The 17,701-nt window shown below is 58.1% G+C and carries 19 protein-coding genes and 1 tRNA gene; 18 read left to right on the top strand and 2 right to left on the bottom strand.

The window, feature by feature from the left end; genetic code table 11:
• Positions 1-12 precede the first annotated feature (12 nt).
• Entirely contained in the window at positions 13-1,086 is a 1,074-nt protein-coding gene (locus tag SCD_RS11015) for a mechanosensitive ion channel family protein (RefSeq protein ID WP_009205231.1), read from the top strand.
• Positions 1,087-1,179: 93 nt separating this feature from the next.
• Here the strand turns inward: SCD_RS11015 and SCD_RS11010 are convergent, their stop codons facing one another.
• On the bottom strand, positions 1,180-1,845 hold the full coding sequence (locus SCD_RS11010) for an energy-coupling factor ABC transporter permease (RefSeq protein ID WP_009205230.1): 666 nt from the start codon (positions 1,843-1,845) through the stop codon (positions 1,180-1,182).
• A gap of 51 nt (positions 1,846-1,896) precedes the next feature.
• Between SCD_RS11010 and SCD_RS11005 the strand changes: the two genes are divergently transcribed.
• From SCD_RS11005 to panD, 11 genes are all read left to right on the top strand, one after another.
• Complete coding sequence (locus SCD_RS11005; RefSeq protein ID WP_009205229.1) at positions 1,897-2,562, top strand: histidinol-phosphatase; 666 nt, start codon at positions 1,897-1,899, stop codon at positions 2,560-2,562.
• A 9-nt stretch (positions 2,563-2,571) separates the two neighbouring features.
• Positions 2,572-3,534 (top strand): FecCD family ABC transporter permease, encoded by a 963-nt coding sequence (locus SCD_RS11000; protein ID WP_009205228.1) that lies wholly within the window; start codon positions 2,572-2,574, stop codon positions 3,532-3,534.
• On the top strand, positions 3,534-4,292 hold the full coding sequence (locus SCD_RS10995) for an ABC transporter ATP-binding protein (protein ID WP_009205227.1): 759 nt from the start codon (positions 3,534-3,536) through the stop codon (positions 4,290-4,292). The genes SCD_RS11000 and SCD_RS10995 overlap by 1 nt, the downstream gene beginning before the upstream one ends.
• Positions 4,289-5,311: an MBL fold metallo-hydrolase gene (locus tag SCD_RS10990; protein WP_009205226.1), complete on the top strand. Its 1,023-nt coding sequence runs from the start codon at positions 4,289-4,291 to the stop codon at positions 5,309-5,311. The genes SCD_RS10995 and SCD_RS10990 overlap by 4 nt, the downstream gene beginning before the upstream one ends.
• A 149-nt stretch (positions 5,312-5,460) precedes the next feature.
• Positions 5,461-6,834, top strand: coding sequence for a polynucleotide adenylyltransferase PcnB (gene pcnB, locus SCD_RS10985; RefSeq protein WP_009205225.1), 1,374 nt, complete (start codon positions 5,461-5,463; stop codon positions 6,832-6,834).
• A gap of 4 nt (positions 6,835-6,838) precedes the next feature.
• Complete coding sequence (gene folK / locus SCD_RS10980) at positions 6,839-7,336, top strand: 2-amino-4-hydroxy-6-hydroxymethyldihydropteridine diphosphokinase (RefSeq protein WP_009205224.1); 498 nt, start codon at positions 6,839-6,841, stop codon at positions 7,334-7,336.
• A 6-nt stretch (positions 7,337-7,342) separates the two neighbouring features.
• Positions 7,343-7,984, top strand: coding sequence for a deoxynucleoside kinase (locus tag SCD_RS10975; RefSeq protein ID WP_009205223.1), 642 nt, complete (start codon positions 7,343-7,345; stop codon positions 7,982-7,984).
• Positions 7,985-7,987: 3 nt separating this feature from the next.
• On the top strand, positions 7,988-8,779 hold the full coding sequence (gene panB, locus SCD_RS10970) for a 3-methyl-2-oxobutanoate hydroxymethyltransferase (RefSeq protein ID WP_009205222.1): 792 nt from the start codon (positions 7,988-7,990) through the stop codon (positions 8,777-8,779).
• A 96-nt stretch (positions 8,780-8,875) separates the two neighbouring features.
• On the top strand, positions 8,876-10,003 hold the full coding sequence (locus SCD_RS17010) for a methyl-accepting chemotaxis protein (RefSeq protein WP_009205221.1): 1,128 nt from the start codon (positions 8,876-8,878) through the stop codon (positions 10,001-10,003).
• A 22-nt stretch (positions 10,004-10,025) separates the two neighbouring features.
• Positions 10,026-10,871, top strand: coding sequence for a pantoate--beta-alanine ligase (gene panC / locus SCD_RS10960; protein WP_009205220.1), 846 nt, complete (start codon positions 10,026-10,028; stop codon positions 10,869-10,871).
• Positions 10,872-10,908: 37 nt separating this feature from the next.
• Complete coding sequence (gene panD / locus SCD_RS10955; RefSeq protein ID WP_009205219.1) at positions 10,909-11,289, top strand: aspartate 1-decarboxylase; 381 nt, start codon at positions 10,909-10,911, stop codon at positions 11,287-11,289.
• A gap of 52 nt (positions 11,290-11,341) precedes the next feature.
• Here panD and SCD_RS10950 read toward each other — a convergent pair.
• Positions 11,342-11,428, bottom strand: a tRNA-Leu gene (locus SCD_RS10950).
• An 81-nt stretch (positions 11,429-11,509) separates the two neighbouring features.
• Here SCD_RS10950 and queA point away from each other — a divergent pair.
• The 6 genes from queA (at position 11,510) to secD (ending at position 17,627) form a co-directional block, all read left to right on the top strand.
• Positions 11,510-12,538: a tRNA preQ1(34) S-adenosylmethionine ribosyltransferase-isomerase QueA gene (queA, locus tag SCD_RS10945; protein WP_009205218.1), complete on the top strand. Its 1,029-nt coding sequence runs from the start codon at positions 11,510-11,512 to the stop codon at positions 12,536-12,538.
• Positions 12,539-12,645: 107 nt separating this feature from the next.
• The gene (locus SCD_RS10940; RefSeq protein WP_023506966.1) at positions 12,646-13,062 is read left to right on the top strand and encodes an NfeD family protein; all 417 of its coding nucleotides are present in this window, start codon (positions 12,646-12,648) and stop codon (positions 13,060-13,062) included.
• A 15-nt stretch (positions 13,063-13,077) separates the two neighbouring features.
• Positions 13,078-13,983 carry an SPFH domain-containing protein gene (locus SCD_RS10935; RefSeq protein WP_009205216.1) on the top strand — a complete coding sequence of 302 codons (906 nt, stop codon included), beginning with the start codon at positions 13,078-13,080 and terminating at the stop codon, positions 13,981-13,983.
• 255 nt (positions 13,984-14,238) lie between these two features.
• Positions 14,239-15,342: a tRNA guanosine(34) transglycosylase Tgt gene (gene tgt / locus SCD_RS10930; protein ID WP_009205215.1), complete on the top strand. Its 1,104-nt coding sequence runs from the start codon at positions 14,239-14,241 to the stop codon at positions 15,340-15,342.
• Positions 15,343-15,381: 39 nt separating this feature from the next.
• Entirely contained in the window at positions 15,382-15,708 is a 327-nt protein-coding gene (yajC, locus tag SCD_RS10925; RefSeq protein ID WP_009205214.1) for a preprotein translocase subunit YajC, read from the top strand.
• A gap of 101 nt (positions 15,709-15,809) precedes the next feature.
• On the top strand, positions 15,810-17,627 hold the full coding sequence (gene secD / locus SCD_RS10920; protein WP_009205213.1) for a protein translocase subunit SecD: 1,818 nt from the start codon (positions 15,810-15,812) through the stop codon (positions 17,625-17,627).
• Positions 17,628-17,701 lie beyond the last annotated feature (74 nt).

The raw sequence follows: 17,701 nt of genomic DNA, 5'->3' as shown, positions 1-17,701 counted from the left end.
ATGGAGTGGCATATGGACGTCTGGCTGGAATTGCTCTCGGCTTTGCATTCGCATATTCCCGTCCTGGTGGCAGTAGCGGTTGTCGCGCTACTGCTGTGGGGCATGAACTGGCTCCTGCTCGACCGCCACCCTGAATTGGGGGCGGAGTTGCGGTTGCCGCGCCAGCTCATCATGCTGCTGCTTACTCTGGCTGGCGTGCTGGTAGTGCTTCTGCTTATCCCGATGTCGGATACGACACGAGGCCAGGTGCTGAGCCTGGTCGGTCTGGTTCTGACCGGCGTTGTCGCGCTTTCTTCAACCACATTTGTTTCGAACGCCATGGCTGGCCTTATGTTGCGAACGGTGGGCAGCTTTCGCTCAGGGGACTTTGTCCGTGTCGGAGAACAGTTTGGCCGGGTGACGGAAAGAGGGTTGTTTCATACCGAAATCCAGACGGAAGATCGCGAACTGACAAGCTTGCCGAATCTGTACCTGGTCAACAATCCGGTGACGGTCGTTCGTACCTCCGGCACCATCGTTTCCGCCACGCTGTCGCTGGGCTACGATATCTCCCGCATACGCATTGAGGCATTGCTGAAAAAAGCGGCGGAAGATGCCGGGCTGGAAGAGCCCTTCGTCCAGATCAGGAATCTGGGAGATTTCTCGGTTTCATATCGAATTGCGGGGTTTCTTGCCGAGGTCAAGCAACTCCTGACGGTAAGGTCGAACCTGCAAAAAGGCATACTGGACGAACTGCACGGTAATGGCATCGAGATCGTTTCCCCTGCGTTCATGAACCAGAGGCGGTTGCCGGAGGGGCGCGTGATGATTCCACAGGAGGATCATGCGGAAAGAATAACGCATGAAGCGGCCGCGGAGGAAGAGCCGGAAACCCTGATTTTTGACAAGGCGGATGAAGCGGAAAAACTGGAAATGGAGAAAAACGAGCCGCTGCACCTCAAGCAGCGTCTTGAGGAACTCGAGGCGCTCAAGGAGGCGGCGGCGGAAACCGAACATCCCCAAATTGCAGCTGAAATCGATGCAACCAGGCAACGCCTGGAAGCGCTTACTATCCAGTTGGACAAAAACCCAAAAAAGTCAGTTTAGCCGCTGAATAATTGCTTTAAGGCGGGGTTAATTGATGCTCACATCAGCCGGCAACCTTACAGCAGCAAATACCCAATGGTTATTGCGCGCCATTTATTTTCGCCTCAAATAGCGCGCATCGTCGAAGGTGCTGAGCCAGAGCGGGCTGTAAACCGCCATCAGGGTGATGGCCATGCCGGTGGTGACTGCCTCGGACCAGGCTATCAGGATGAAGTAGGGCAGGTAGTCGTGGTAGAGGTAGGCGGGCGGGTAGGCACCAGACAGTTGCAGCAGCAGTGTTCCGCCCAGGCCCGCAGCTGCCATTGCCAGTGCGCCGCCGAAAAAAGCGTTGAGAAAAATGTAGACGAAAAGATGGTTGGGCAGCTTACGGTCTGCCAGCCAGTAAATGCCGTAGCTCACGGCCACAGGCAAGGCGCCCATGATGAGGCCGTTCCAGCCGTATCCTTGCCATCCGCTCATGCCCGCCAGGGTGACGGCAGTCAGGACGATGCTGAGTCCGATCAAGGCCAGTCGCGGGCCGAACATCAGCGTCATGGCGGTAGTGCCGAGCAGGTGAAAGTTCAGCCCCGGCTTGATCCCGGTCTTGACGCTCCAGAGCGCCATGAGAAGTACGCAGGCTCCCAGCCACACATTCAGCGGGCTGGCATCCCTGAGTTTGCGCCAGGGTGCGGTCAGGATTGCCCAGAGCAAGATCAGTGCGTAGAGCCCCTGTCCGGTCCAGTACCAGCCTGAAGGCAGGAGATTGTCAGGTAAATTCATCTTGTTATTTTAAGCTATACTCCGCCTTATTTTAGTTTGTGGAGATTGATTTTGCGACTGGTACTATTTGATCTGGACAATACGCTGCTTTCCGGGGACAGCGATTTCGAGTGGGCGCAGTTCCTGATAGAGCGCGGCGTGCTCGACCGCGAGGTGTACGAGGCGCGCAATCAGGCGTTCTACGATCAGTACAAGGCTGGCACGCTGGATATCCACGAGTTCCTCGATTTTCAGCTCAAGCCGCTGTCCCGCCACACGCGGACTCAGCTGGATAGTTGGCATGGCCAGTTCATGCGCGAAAAGATTTTGCCGATCATTAACCAGAAGGCACGCGATCTGGTCGACCGGAGCCTGCGCGAGGCGGATCTGGTGGCGATCATCACCGCCACCAACAGCTTCGTTACGATGCCGATCGCCAGAGCGTTCGGGGTCGAGCACCTGATTGCGACGGAACCGGAACAGAACGGTGGTGAATTCACCGGCAAGGTGGACGGCACGCCTTGCTTCCGCGAGGGGAAAATCACCCGGCTCGAAGCCTGGTTGAAACAGCGCGGAGTGGATTGGGGCGGCGTGAAAGAGAGCTGGTTCTACAGCGATTCCCTCAATGATCTGCCGCTGCTGGAGCGGGTCAGCAACCCGGTGGCGGTGGACCCCGATCCTACCCTGAAGGCGCATGCCGAGAACAGCGGCTGGCCGATCATTTCCCTGCGGAATTAAGCTGCACTCGTGTCGCGTCCCTTCCTGCTGACCCTGTTCCTGATCCTGACGCCACTCAGTCTGCTGGCTGGCGTCGCTTTTGGCAGCGTCGACCTGTCCCTGGGTGAGGTGATGTGCGCGCTTGCCGGCAAGGAAGCTGGACTGGCGACGGATATCGTGTGGCAGCTGCGCCTGCCGCGCGTGGCCAGCGCCTTCGCCTGCGGCGGCCTGCTGGCTTTGGCCGGCGCGCTGTTGCAGGCGTTGCTGCGCAACCCTCTGGCCGATCCTTACGTCCTGGGCATTTCCGGCGGGTCGGCCGTGGCGGCTCTGGCGGCGATGCTGTTTGGCCTGGCAGCTGCGGCGGTAAACCTTGCCGCTCTCGGCGGGGCGCTGGCCGCGGTCGGACTGGTGTTTGCCCTGGGCTTTGGCCGTGGAGGGAACATGGTGCGCCTGCTGCTTACCGGCGTGGTGCTGTCGGCGGGGTTCAGTGCGCTGATCAGCCTGCTGCTCACCCTGGCGCCGGGGGCTCAGGTGCGCGGCATGCTGTTCTGGCTGATGGGTGATCTTTCCCAGGCGCAGGCTCCGGGCCTGGCCTTGGGCGTACTGATAGCGGCGCTGGCACTTGCCTGGTGGCAGGCAAATAGCCTGGACATCCTTGGCCTTGGCGAACTCAAGGCCCGGTCACTGGGTGTGGCGGTGAGGCCGCTGCAGTTAGGTATATATTTTACCGCCTCCGCCGCCACTGCGGCGGTGGTGGTTGAGGCCGGAGCGATCGGCTTCGTTGGCCTGATCGTGCCGCACTTCGTTCGCCTGCTTGGCGTCAGCGGCCATCGCTGGCTGTTGCCGCTGGCCGTGCTGGCCGGCGGCAGCTTCCTGACCCTGGCCGATACTCTGGCGCGCACGGCCATTGCACCGCAACAGCTGCCGGTAGGGGTGCTTACCGCACTGCTCGGCGTACCGTTGCTGCTGTTTCTGCTGACGCGGAGAACCTGATGCTGCGCGCCGAAGGCCTGAACCTGTCTGTCCCTGGCAAAGTCCTGTGCCGCGACCTGAGTATCGCGATCAAACCCGGCGAATGCTGGGGTATTCTGGGGCGCAACGGCAGCGGCAAAACCACCCTGCTGCACGCCTTGAGCGGGCTGCGAGCACCCGATGCCGGCCTGGTTACCTGGGACAGCAAACCTCTGCCGGATTATCCCCGTCGCGAACTGGCCCGGCAGATCGGCGTGCTCCCCCAGGACGAAGGCCACGAATTCTGGGGGACGGCGCTGGAATACGTGCTGCTCGGGCGTTATCCCCATAGTCGCGGTTTCGGCATCACGGACGGTGACGAGGAAGCTGCGCTGGCAGCGCTGCAACAGATGGGCATGGCCGATATGTCGCACCGAACACTGATTACCCTTTCCGGCGGAGAGAGGCAGCGTGTGAGGGTTGCCATGCTGCTGGCCCAGGCGCCTCAGCATTACTGCCTCGACGAGCCCCTGCAGCATCTGGATCTGGGTCACCAGGCGGAGGCATTGCGGCTGCTGCAGCGCCTTGCCGTTGAGGAAGGCAAGGCGGTGCTGATGGTGCTGCACGAGACGCTGTGGGCCGGACGTTATTGCGATCACATCCTGATGTTGTATGATGGGGGAAGAGTGTTGGCCGGCAGCGCTGCCGAGCTGATGACACTAAAGAATCTGGAGGAGCTCTACCAGTGCGGATTGCGGGAAATCGAAACGGAGGTTGGCAGTTATTTTCTGCCGGCATGAGGTTAGCCGTCTGCAGTCTGTTTGCCTTATCGTTCGCCTCACATGCCGACCGTTTGCCCCAGCAGGCGGTGGATACTGTAGAAGTCCCTGAAATTATCATCTCCGGCAGGGATTCCGACAGCAAGCCTTTGCCCTATTATCGCATTGCTCCTGACGTTTATTTCCTCTACGCCAATATAGCCGAGGTCGATGGCAAGAACCGCGGTTTCAACGGCAACGCCGGCTTCGTCGTGACCGACGAGGGGGTGGTGGTGATCGATAGCCTGGGAACGCCCAAGCTGGGTCGGCGGCTGATTGTCACGGTGCGCAAGGTGACAGACAAGCCGATCAGGTATTTGATTCTCACCCACAACCATCCCGACCATTCCTATGGCGCGGTGGCATTTCGGCGGCTTCCCGGCATCAGGATCGTCGGCCACGTGGGTACGCTGGAATATCTTGGTTCAGACAATCTGCCGGCTTCGGTTGCCTTTCGCCGCCGCATCCTGGGCGCGGACATGAAGGGATTCGAGGGCGTAGAGCCCGACATCCTGGTGGGCGGCGAGATCTATAGCCACTATGATTTCACTTTGGGCGGCAAAACCTTCGCCGTGTATAATGCCGACCACCACCATTCGTTCGGCGATCTCGTGGTGCATCAGGTGGAAGACCGGGTTCTGTGGATTTCCGACCTCGCCTTCAACAACCGTTCCACTTTCATGGGCGATGGACATTCAGGTGCCGCTCTGGAGGCGATAGACTGGATGCGGAAAACTTTTCCGGATACTCGGCTGATGATTCCGGGCCATGGCAGCGCCCAGACACCGCCGTTCCCGATGGTGGAAAAGACTTACAGCTACATCCAGCGACTGCGCGATGAAATGGGCGCCGCTGTGGAGGCGGGGCAGGATCTCGAAAGCGCGGTGCGCCTGTCCGATTTTGCGGACTGGCACGCAACTCCGCTTTACCATGAGAACCATAAAAAAAATGCCAATTTCATTTACCGCGAGATGGAACAAGAAATCTATTTCGGCAAATAAATAAAGGGTGAGGCGTGAGGGGTTAGAGGGTGAGGCGTGAGGGGGTTAGGGGTAAAATCGGAGTCGGCACCGCTTTTGACTTTTCCCCTCACGCCTCACCTCTTACCCCTCACCTCTTAACTCCTAGCCACCCAGAGACTACTTAAAGAATGATCCGTAAACTTATCAGCCGCGTTTTCCAGAAAAAATCACCAAAAAATGGTGAGCCACGCATCTTTAAACTGAAATCTCACGGCATCACCGCCGACCAGCTCACTCCGTGTGCGCTGAAGACGGTGAAGGCGCTGCAGCAGGCAGGCTTCAAGGCCTTCGTTGTGGGTGGCGCGGTGCGTGACCTGCTACTGGGCAGGGAACCCAAGGATTTCGACGTAGCCACCGATGCCGATCCGGACGAAGTGCGTCATCTGTTCCGGCGTTCCCGCATCATCGGGCGGCGCTTCCGCATCGTCCATGTGATGTGCGGACCCGAAACCATCGAGGTGTCCACCTTTCGCACCGTCGCTGTCGCCACCAACAACGACAGCGATGATCGCCAGACCGATCAGCAAAGTGGGCGCATCCTGCGCGACAACGTATTCGGTTCCCAGGTGGAGGACGCGATGCGCCGCGATTTTACGATCAACGCGCTGTATTACGACCCCGTAAGCCAGGAAATCTGGGATTACCACAATGGCGTGGCCGATCTCAAAGCCGGGGTGATGCGCATCATCGGCGACCCGGCCCAGCGTTACCGCGAGGACCCGGTGCGGATGCTGCGCGCCGTGCGTTTTGCCGCCAAACTCGGGCTGAAACTGGACCCGGCGGCGATCAAGCCGATCCGGGAACTGGCCGAGTTGCTGGAGGATGTTCCAGCGGCGCGGCTGTTCGACGAAATGCTCAAGCTGCTTTTTTCTGGTCATGCGGTACAAAGTATCCTGCTGCTGCGCAAGAAGGGTCTGCATCATGGCTTATTGCCGATGCTGGACGTGATCCTGGAGCAGCCGATGGGCGAACGCTTCGTCATGCTGGCGCTGGCCAAAACCGACCAGCGCATCGAGGAAGGGAAGCCGGTTTCGCCTGCCTATCTGTTCGCGGCTCTGCTCTGGCATGAAGTGCTGGTTGCCTGGCAGCAATCCCAGGCTGAAGGGGAAAAGCCGGTTCCGGCACTGCACCTGGCGATGGATGTGGTGTTGGCGGCGCAGAGCGAGAAACTGGCGATCCCCCACCGTTACGATGCGGTGATGAAGGAAATCTGGACTATGCAGCCGCGCTTCCTGCAGCGCGCCGGCCAGCGTCCGTTTCGCCTGCTCGAACACCCGCGCTTTCGCGCCGCGTACGATTTCCTGATGATGCGTTGCGAGAGTGGCGAGGTCGATGCCGAGGTTGGCCGCTGGTGGGATGATTTTCAGGACGCTGGTGATCACAAACGCGGCGAGATGCTGATCAAGGACGAAGCCCCCGCTGCCAAGAAGCGACGGCGCCGTCGCAAGCCCAAGGCTGCCGGAGAGGCAGGAGAAGTATCAATCGCTGAGCCGCAGGACTAAGTTTATGTTGCATTCGCTTTTCAAGCGCGCCTATATTGGCCTCGGCAGCAACCTGTCCGACCCCGGCGCGCAGATCCTCAAGGCTTGCGATGAACTCGGTAATCTGCCGCAGACCCGGCTGCTGTCGTGTTCCTCACTCTACCGCAGCGAACCGGTGGGCTACGCCGATCAGCCGGACTTCATCAATGCCGTGGCCGAGATCGAAACCGGCCTTGCGCCGCATGCGTTGCTCGAAGCGCTGCTCGACATGGAACATCGCCACGGGCGGGTGCGCGAATTCCGCAATGCGCCGCGCATCCTCGACCTGGATATCCTGCTCTACGACGACCTGAGCTGTCACGAACACGGGCTGACCTTGCCGCATCCGCGCATGCACGAGCGTGCCTTCGTGCTCCAGCCTTTGCATGAAATCGCGCCAAGTCGCATCATAGGTGGGTATGGATCGGTGGGCGAGTGTCTGGAAAAGTGTGCCGGCCAGCGTGTAGAACGGATGGAGGAATAAACCAGGATGCTGTTCGAAAAATACCATTATGTAGTGATTGCCGGGCCGATCGGGGTTGGCAAGACCAGTCTGGCTCAACTTCTTTCAGAGCGTTTTCAATCTGCTCTGATGCTCGAGAATGCGGACGCAAATCCTTTTTTGCCGCGCTTCTATCAAGATGCGGAACGCTATGCTCTGCCTACTCAACTGTCTTTCCTGCTTCAGCGCGCATCCCAGGTTCAGGAGCTGAAGCGGATGGGTGCGTTCGGCGGTGCTGCCGTGGCTGATTTCATGCTCGACAAGGACTTGTTGTTTGCAAAACTCAATCTGAGCGAAGAGGAATATCATCTTTACCGGCAGATTTACGACAACTTGCAGTTGCAGACACCCAGGCCCGATCTGGTGATCTATCTGCAGGTGCCGCCGGAAGTGCTGGCCGAGCGCGTTCGGCGTCGCGGGGTGGAGTACGAAAGCACGGTCTCGGTGGAGTATCTGACGCGGGTAGCGGACAGCTACAGCGAGTATTTCTATCATTACGAAGCTTCGCCACTGTTGATCATCAACAGCGAGAACCTCAATTACGTCGACCAGTCGCAGGATTTGGAGCTGCTGATCGAGCGTGTTGGCCAAATGCGTGGCGGCCGCGAATTTTTCAACTGGGCAGGGTAGCCGATGAGAGTTACCTTGAGCAATTTGCAGAAGATGGCCGGCAGCGGCGAGAAAATTGCCGTGCTCACCTGCTACGATGCGAGCTTTGCCACCCTGCTGGAAAATGCGGGCGTGGATGTGCTGCTGGTCGGAGATTCGCTCGGCATGGTAGTGCAGGGCGAGGAAACTACCCTGCCGGTGAGCATGGACGACATGGTTTACCACACCCGCTGCGTCGGGCACGGAGCGAAGAAACCTTTTGTCGTCGCCGACATGCCCTTCGGCAGTTATCAGCAAGGACCAGCCCAAGCCATGCGTAATGCCGCCAAACTGATGGCGGCAGGCGCACAGATGGTCAAGCTGGAAGGCGGCGCGGCGATGGCGAAGACAGTGGCCTTTCTGGTAGAGCGCGGCATCCCGGTGTGCGGCCATGTCGGCCTCACGCCCCAGTCCGTGCACCAGCTCGGCGGCTACAAGGTGCAGGGCAAAGGCGACGCGGCGGCGCAGAAGGTGATCGAGGATGCGCTTGCATTACAGCAGGCCGGCGCTGGCCTGCTGGTGCTGGAGGCGATTCCGGCGGCGCTGGCGCAGCAGGTGACGCAGCAACTGACGATCCCCACCATCGGCATCGGTGCCGGCCCGGATTGCGCCGGCCAGGTGCTGGTGCTGTATGACCTGCTCGGCATTTATCCCGGCAAGCCACCCAGATTTGCCAAAAATTTCCTGGCCGGTACCGACAGCATCCAGGAGGCGGTCAAGAATTATGTTCGAGCTGTAAAGGATGGGCTGTTCCCAGCATCAGAGCATTGTTTCTAAGTGGTTTTTTCTGCTGTTGACGACAACAACATTCAACGCCGTATAGTTGTGCAGTAGATGCCTTGTTGAGAAAAAACAAATAAGGAGGGACGTATCATGTTTTGCGGAAAATATAAGGCGGAGTTGGCTGGGTTGATTACCAGAAATCGGCTTCTGGAAGTGGAAAGCAATCACCTGAAGGCGCAGGTTGAAAGTATGCAGGCTGAAAATGCCGCTTTGCAACAGGACCTCGCGGAAAAATCCCTGCAGGGTGATATGAGAGAGTTATTTCAGTACCTGGGCCTGTACGGTCAGAGCGCTATGGATGTCCAGAAAACCATGGCGGCGCTGGCGATGGCAATGAAGGACGAGAAAGAGCGAACGGTGACAGCAGTTGCACAGCTGAGCGCCAATTCGGCCGCTCTGGGCCGGATTGCCAGCAATATGCACGAAATGTCGGCACGTACCCAGGAAACTGCGCGCAATGTCGAAAGCCTGAATGAGCGTGCCAGCCAGATCGGCGGCATCGTCAACCTGATCAAGGAAATTGCCGACCAGACCAATTTGCTGGCACTCAATGCCGCCATTGAAGCTGCGCGTGCTGGTGAACAGGGGCGCGGCTTTGCGGTGGTGGCTGATGAGGTGCGCAAACTGGCTGAGCGCACCACCAAGGCCACCAGCGAGATTTCCACCCTGGTGGTAGCGATCCAGACCGAAACTTCTCAGGCCAAAGCCCAGATCGAGCTAAGTCCGCGCCAGGCCGAGGCATTCATGCAAGATGTCAACGATGCCTCCGGCAATATGCAAAACCTGATGAACCTGACTCACGACATGGAAGCCGCCATCGCTGCCAGCGCGCTGCGCAGCTTTACCGAGGTGGCCAAGATCGATCACCTGGTCTACAAGTTCGAAATTTACAAGGTGTTTCTCGGTATTTCCAGCAAGCAGCCGGGCGAGTTCGCGCCGCATACTGGTTGCCGGCTCGGAAAGTGGTATTACGAGGGCGATGGACATGGCTGTTTCTCCAAGCTTGAGGGCTACAAGGAGATTGAACCGCCGCACAAGGCATTTCATGCCCAAGGTCTGGCCGCAGTTGAACATTATTATGCTGGCGAGATCCAAAAAGGTCTGGAGAAGGTCAAGGCAATGGAAGACTCCAGTGTGCATGTTCTCCATGAACTCAGCCACCTGGCCGAAAGCGGCAAGAATAATGCCGCTCTATTGTGTGCACCCGGGAGCCTCTGACCGGTTATCAGGAAACCCGTGCATGCAGATTGTAGCGGCTGTTCAGACTATACGGGAACGACTGAAATCCGAGCCTTCAGTCGCTTTCGTGCCCACCATGGGCAACCTGCACCAGGGGCATCTGGCTCTGGTTCGGCAGGCGCGCGAGCATGGTCGTTGCGTGGTGGTGAGCCTCTTCGTCAATCCCCTGCAGTTCGGTCCGAACGAAGATTTTTCCAGCTATCCGCGCACTTTCGATCAGGACTGCGCCAAGCTTGAAGGTCTGGCTGATATTGTTTTCGCGCCTGCGGTGGAAGACTTATACCCCGAGCTGCAGCAGATTTACGTCGAACCGTCGCCGCTGGCGGACGAACTGTGCGGCGCCTTTCGCCCCGGTCATTTTCGCGGCGTGGCGACGGTGGTGCTGAAGCTGTTCAACATTGTCCAGCCGCAGGCGGCGGTGTTCGGCAAGAAGGATTACCAGCAGTTGCACGTGATTCGCGCCATGGTGCGGCAGCTCAATTTGCCGGTAGAGATCGTAGCGGGGGAAACCCTGCGTGCAGAGGACAACCTCGCTCTCAGCTCGCGCAACGCCTATCTCAGTGCGAAAGATCGCACCGATGCGGTGCGGCTGTACCGGAACCTTGCTTTAATCCGGGAGTCTATTGTTGCGGGTAACCGCGATTTTCTGGCTCTGGAATGCGCCGCCATTGCCGACCTGAAAGCTCACGGCTGGCGTGTCGACTATGTTTCGGTACGGGCCGCCAAATCCTTGGAACCGGCGAAGGCCGGCGATATGAGTCTGGTGGTGCTGGCAGCGGCATGGTTGGGTAAGACCCGATTGATCGATAACCTGGAAATTTGTCTCAATGCGGACAAAGACTTATAATGCCAGTCCTTTTTCACCGACTATGGGGTGAGTCTTCATGCAAAGATTGATGCTCAAATCCAAGCTGCACCGTGTCACCGTCACGCATTCCGAACTTCATTACGAAGGTTCGTGCGCGATTGACGAAAATTTGCTGGAGGCTGCGGACATCCGCGAATACCAGCAGATCGACATCTACAACGTGAGCAATGGTGAGCGTTTCACCACTTATGCCATCAAGGCGCAGCGCGGTTCGGGCATTATTTCCGTGAACGGCGCTGCGGCGCACAAGGCCAATCCCGGCGACCTCGTCATCATCGCTACCTATGCCATGTACAACGAGCTGGAATTGCAGAAGTTCGAGCCCGAACTGGTGTATGTGGATGCGGACAACCGCATCGTCGACCAGCGGCGGCAGATTCCGGTTCAGGCGGCATAACCGGTGCCAGGCAGAAATACGAAAGGGCAGCTGAGGCTGCCCTTTGTTTGTGTGGTGCCGGGAGCCGGAATCGAACCGGCACGCTATTGCTAGCGCGGGATTTTGAGTCCCGTGCGTCTACCAGTTCCGCCATCCCGGCTAGAAGTCCGGATGAAACATCCGGACTGTCTGGAAGTCGCGAATTATCAACCAAAAACATTTTCCCGGCAAGTTTCTTCGTATGAAAACCAGTGATTTCGATTTCGATCTACCCCCCGAACTGATCGCCCAGTTTCCCACCCAAGAGCGCAGTCAGAGCCGTTTGCTTCATCTCAACGGCGTGAGTGGCGCGCTGGCGGATGGCCGGTTCTGCGATTTGACGCAATTGCTCAAGCCCGGCGATTTGCTGGTGTTCAACGACACGCGCGTGATCAAGGCCAGGCTGTTCGGTGTGAAGGATAGTGGTGGCAAACTGGAGGTGCTGATCGAGCGGGTGCTGGACGAGCATCATGCGCTCGCCCAGATCCGCGCCAGTCATGCGCCCAAGCTTGATTCTGGCCTGCTGCTGGCGGGCGTGATCGCGGCGACGGTGGAGGAGCGGCAAGGCGAACTCTACCGTCTGCACTTTGCCGGGGAAACACCGCTGCTGGAACTGCTGGAACAGTATGGCAGCCTGCCGCTGCCGCCTTACATCACCCATGCTCCTGAAGCGCTGGACGAATCCCGCTATCAGACCGTTTACGCACGCCAGCCCGGCGCAGTGGCCGCGCCTACAGCGGGCCTGCATTTCGATCCAGCGATGCTGGAAAGCCTGGAAAAAATGGGGGTAAAAATTGCCTATGTCACGCTGCATGTCGGCGCAGGGACTTTTCAGCCAGTGCGCGTGGAAAACATCGCCGAGCACCATATGCACAGCGAGTGGTACACCGTGCCGCAACGCACTGTGGATCTGATCCGGCAAGCCAGGACGGCGGGTGGGCGCGTTATGGCCGTGGGCACTACCTCATTGCGGGCGCTGGAATCTGCGGCGGCGAGCGGCGAGCTGGAAGCCGGGAGCAGCGAGACGAATATCTTTATTTTTCCCGGCTATCGCTTCAGGGTCGTGGAGAGGCTGTTGACCAATTTCCATCTGCCGAAATCCACCCTGCTGATGCTGGTGTCGGCTTTCGGTGGCATGGAAAACATCCGCTGTGCTTACCGTCATGCGGTGGAGCAGCGTTACCGTTTTTTCAGTTATGGCGATGCCATGCTGATTGAGAGGAAAGAGTAGCCCCGAGTTTAAAATTTCTGAGTCCAAAGCATTATCGCGTCGCGATACGACGAACTCAGGACTCATTAATCTGTTAGGATTTGGGCTGGAAAAAACAGGTGGAAGAAATGGCGCCTTATATTTACTGGTTTTTGTTAGCCCTGGTTTTGCTGGCGCTGGAGATGGCGACCGGTACGTTTTATATGCTGGTGTTGGGCCTTGCGTTGGGCGTTGGCGGTATTGTGGCGTTACTTGGAATGAGCCTGCCACTGCAACTCACGCTTTGTGCGGTGACCGGTATAGTCGGCACGGTGATTCTGCGTCGTTCGAAATTCGGGCGTCCCGATGCGGCATTGAATCAGGGCCTGGATATCGGTCAACCGGTTCAGGTCGTGGTCTGGAAAGAGGACGGCACTGCACGTGTGCATTACCGTGGCGCAGAATGGGACGCCGAGCCCGAGTCCACCGATACGCCGCGCGACCAGACGCTCTACATCAAGACGATGCGCGGATCGATTCTGATTCTGACGCACCTCAAACTGTAACAATTAGGGGATAACATGGAAATCGCAATTTTCATTCTGCTGGCAGCCGTCATTTTTGTCATCAAGGCGGTCAAGGTGGTGCCGCAGCAATACGCGCTAGTGGTCGAACGTCTTGGCAAATACCATTCCACCCTTGCGCCGGGGCTGAATATTGTGGTGCCGTTCATCGATCGCGTGGCCTACAAGCACATGCTCAAGGAAGTCCCGCTCGATGTGCCCAGCCAGATATGCATCACCAGGGACAACACACAGTTGCAGGTGGACGGCATCCTGTATTTCCAGGTGACCGAGCCCAAGCTGGCCTCTTACGGCACCAGCAATTACGTCGTCGCCATTACCCAGCTCGCACAGACCACGCTACGCTCGGTGATCGGCAAGATGGAGCTCGACAAGACTTTCGAGGAACGCGAACATATCAACAGTGCCGTGGTTGCCGCGCTGGACGAGGCGGCTTCCAGTTGGGGCGTGAAGGTGCTGCGCTACGAGATCAAGGATTTGACGCCGCCCAAGGAGATCCTCCATGCCATGCAGGCGCAGATCACCGCCGAGCGTGAAAAGCGTGCGCTGATCGCTGCCTCCGAAGGGCGTAAGCAGGAGCAGATCAACATCGCCACCGGCGAGCGGGAGGCATTCATCCAGCGGTCGGAGGGCGAAAAACAGGCAGCTATCAACAATGCTCAAGGCCAGGCCGAGGCCATCAAGGCCGTGGCCGATGCCAACGCTCAGGCAATCCGCATGGTGGCTCAAGCGATCGAATCTCCCGGCGGGATGAATGCGGTCAACCTCAAGGTGGCGGAAAAATATGTGGAAGCCTTTGCTAATGTCGCCAAGGAAGGCAACACCTTGATCCTGCCGGGAAATATGGCGGAGATGGGTTCGATGGTGGCGGCGGCAATGAGCGTGGTCAAGGCTCAAAAATAAAAAAGGCATAATCCTAGAAACCTCAGTTGACCGCTCGACTGGATATTTACCACTGTGATTCCAATAAACTTGTTCATGATTCATTGTTTCACCCGGTTGGTGAATCCGCTACGGGGCGGATTGCACAATTTTTGCAGCGCATGGCTGCGTTACAACTCCTTGGAATGGAACAACCATTCCGCGTCGTTGCGCCTTGCCCTGCACCCCAAAAACCGCACACTCCACCCCGTCCAACTGAGGTTTCTAGGATAGTGAATGAAGTTTGATTTGCATGCTACCGACGGCCCTGCCCGTCGCGGCACCCTGACCCTGGCCCATGGCACAGTCGAAACCCCGGCTTTCATGCCGGTGGGCACCTATGGCACAGTGAAGGCGATGTCTCCCGCCGAGCTGAAGGAAATCGGCGCCCATATCGTGCTCGGTAATACCTTTCACCTGTGGCTGCGCCCCGGTCTGGAGGTGATAGAAGCGCATGGCGGGCTACACCGCTTCATGGGCTGGGACGGGCCGATTCTCACGGATAGTGGTGGTTTTCAGGTGTTCAGCCTGGGCGAACTGCGCAAGATCACGGAAGAGGGTGTGAAGTTTCAGTCACCGGTCAACGGCGACCGCTGCTTCCTGACGCCGGAAGAGTCGATGCGGATACAGAAGGTGCTGAATTCCGACATCGTGATGATCTTCGACGAATGCACGCCTCATCCCGCCGATTTGCAGCAGGCCGGGGATTCGATGCGTCTTTCCCTGCGTTGGGCGGAGCGTTCGAAGCGTGCTCACGAGGGCAATCCCAATGCGCTGTTCGGCATTGTCCAGGGCGGCATGCACGAGAGTCTGCGTGATGAATCTCTGGCCGGGTTGGTGAATATCGGCTTCGACGGTTATGCCATCGGCGGATTGTCGGTGGGCGAGCCGAAGGAGGATATGCTGCGTATTCTCGACCACGTTGGGCCGCAGATGCCGGCGGAAAAGCCGCGCTACCTGATGGGGGTGGGCACGCCGGAGGACCTCGTGGATGCGGTGTCGCGCGGGGTAGACATGTTCGACTGCGTGATGCCGACGCGCAATGCTCGCAACGGCTGGCTGTTTACCCGCTTCGGCACGGTCAGGATCAAGAATGCACAATACCGGCTGGACATGAGGCCGCTGGACGAGGCATGCGGCTGCTATACCTGCCGCAATTTCACCCGCGCCTACCTGCACCACCTGCACCGCATCGGCGAAATCCTCGGCGCACGCTTGAACACCATCCACAACCTGTACTACTACCAGGAGTTGATGCAGGGCATCCGCCGTGCCATCGAGGAAGGACGTTTTGCCGACTTCGTGCGCGAGTTTAAGCAAGCGCGGGTGGCGGGGTCGTGATAAAATGCTCCGTTATTTTTTCATGATGGAGAACTTAATATGCTGATTAGTCTTGCACATGCCGCCGATGCCGCGCCGGCCGATATGATGGGTAGCCTGTCGCAGTTCCTGCCCCTGATCGTGATTTTCGCGCTGTTCTACTTCATGATGATCCGCCCGCAGATGAAGCGCGCCAAGGAACAGAAGAACATGATCGAGTCGTTGCAAAAGGGTGACGAAGTGGTTACCTCCGGCGGCGAACTGGGCAAGGTGGCGAAAGTTAGTGCAGCCTATGTCGGTCTGGAAGTCGCCCCGAATGTGGTGATTCATGTGCAAAAATCGGCGATTACGACCCTGCTGCCGAAGGGCACGATCAAGGACATTTAAGTTGCGAGTGAGGAGTTAAGAGTGAGCGGCAACACCGGTGACGGTGTTGCTTTTGACTTTTTTCCTCACCCCTTACCCATCACCCCTCACGGAATTTACTCATGAACCGCTATCCCCTGTGGAAATATATTCTCATCGCCGCAGCAATGCTGTTTGGCCTGATTTACACTCTGCCCAATTTCTTCGGTGAATCGCCTGCGGTCCAGGTTTCGCCATTGCGCGGCATGACCAAGGTAGATCAGGGACTGATGAAGCAGGTCGAGGAGGTGTTGAAGCAAAATAATCTCGCCTTCCAGGGTATCGCATTCGATTCTTCCGGTGTGAAGGTGCGCTTTGCCGATGCCGACACCCAGATCAAGGCCAAGGATATTCTCCAGTCAAATCTCGGAGAGAATTTCGTAGTGGCGCTGAATCTGCTGTCGAGCTCGCCCAAGTGGCTTTCCAGCATGGGCGCACTGCCGATGTACCTCGGTCTGGACTTGCGCGGCGGGGTGCACTTCCTGCTGCAGGTGGACATGAAGGGGGCGATAACCAAGGCGCTCGACCGCTATAACGGCGATATCCGCACCAGTTTGCGCGAGAAAAGAATCGCTTATGCGGGCATCTCCCGGCAGGATCAGGCGGTGGAGATCAAGTTCCGCGATGCCGAATCACGCCAGAAGGCAATGGATGAACTGCAGAAGACTTCACCTGATCTGCTGTTGAAGGAAGTTGATGCGGGCGCCGAATTTAAGCTGGTGGCCACCCTCAAACTGGGGGCGCAGAAGCGCATCCAGGAATTCGCCTTGCAGCAGAACATCACCACTCTTCGCAATCGTATCAACGAACTCGGCGTGGCTGAGCCGATCATCCAGCAGCAGGGTATAGACCGCGTCGTAGTGCAGTTGCCCGGCGTGCAGGATACTGCCAAGGCCAAGGACATTCTCGGTCGTACCGCCACCCTGGAAATCCGCATGGTGGACGAGGAACATGATGTGACGGCCGCAGTGCAGAGCGGCCAGATTCCCTTCGGCAGCGAGCTTTACACCGAGCGCAAGGGCCTGCCGTTGTTGGTGAAGAAGGGCGTGGTGCTGACCGGTGATTACATCAGCGACGCGCAACCCGGCTTTGAAGGGCAAAGTGGTGAGCCAGCTGTGCATATCAACCTGGATGGCCGCGGCGCGCGCATCTTCAAGCAGCTGACCCGCGATAACGTGGGCAAGCGTATGGCGATCCTGCTGATTGAAAAAGGCAAGGGCGAAGTCATCACCGCGCCGGTGATCCGCGAGGAAATCGGCGGCGGCCGGGTGCAGATTTCCGGTCGCATGACCACCATGGAAGCCAGCGACGTTTCGCTGTTGCTGCGTGCGGGTGCTTTGGCGGCGCCGATGGAGATTATCGAGGAACGCACCGTCGGTCCGAGCATGGGTGCGGAAAATATTGCCAAGGGCTTCAATTCCAATATCTATGGTTTTGTCGCCATCGCCGCCTTCATGATGTTCTACTATCGTTTTTTCGGCGTGGTTTCGACGACGGCGCTGGCCGTCAACGTGCTGCTGCTGGTGGCGATACTGTCGTTGCTGCAGGCCACGCTGACCCTGCCTGGCATGGCGGGTATCGCACTGACAGTGGGTATGGCGATCGACTCCAACGTACTGATCAACGAGCGCATCCGTGAGGAAATCAGGAATGGTTTATCGCCACAGGCGGCAATTCATTCTGGTTACGAGCGGGCATTTGCCACCATTCTTGATTCTAATATCACCACTTTGATCGCCGGTGTGGCGTTGTTCTGGCTGGGGTCCGGTCCGGTGCGCGGGTTTGCGGTGGTGTTGTGCCTCGGCATCCTGACCTCGATGTTCAGCGCCGTGGTGGTGTCGCGCGGCATGGTCAACCTGACCTACGGACGCAAGGCGAGGCTGGAGAAGGTTTCGATCTAAACAAGCGCCTTTTACCATTGTCCCCTCTCCCACGAGTGGGAGAGGGGACTAAAAAGTAGTTGGGTATTTTCAAG

Source organism: Sulfuricella denitrificans skB26 (genome assembly GCF_000297055.2).
Classification (GTDB): Bacteria; Pseudomonadota; Gammaproteobacteria; order Burkholderiales; family Sulfuricellaceae; genus Sulfuricella; species Sulfuricella denitrificans.
This window is presented reverse-complemented; position numbering and strand designations above follow the sequence as displayed.